The organism is Paraburkholderia sp. SIMBA_030 (genome assembly GCF_046535245.1).
Classification (GTDB): domain Bacteria; phylum Pseudomonadota; class Gammaproteobacteria; order Burkholderiales; family Burkholderiaceae; genus Paraburkholderia.
The window spans coordinates 1-334 of the sequence record NZ_JAWRXB010000194.1 but is presented as its reverse complement, the minus strand read 5'-3'; the positions used below and the strand labels follow the sequence as shown (position 1 = coordinate 334).

Sequence of the window (334 nt, the reverse complement as noted above, 5' to 3'; positions counted from 1 at the left end):
CTCTGCACTCGCTGGCTCCGCCGGCCTACGCCCACATCGCATCCCAGCTTCCGCATGTACTGCCCTTGCGTACATTGGATGCTGGCGAACGCGCTGACCTGTTTGCCGAGTTAATTGATCGGAGTGCTAGCGGCGAGCCGCCGCAGTTTTGCCTGCTGATCGAGTGCTCGCAAACGCTCGGTAGCGTGATTCGCCATCTAGGTCGCATGATGACCGTTCATTCGCCGGAAGATCGAAAGCCTTACCAGCTTAGATACCACGACGCATACACCCTCATGCAGCTTGCGTGGATTCTGAACGACGAGCAGCAGAAAACACTGCTTGGACCCTCGAC

General features: G+C 57.8%; 1 protein-coding gene. It reads left to right on the top strand.

The window, feature by feature from the left end; all coding sequences use genetic code 11:
* Window positions 1-334 (top strand): DUF4123 domain-containing protein (locus SB772_RS39635; RefSeq protein ID WP_410838471.1); only part of this gene is annotated, 334 nt, incomplete at both ends.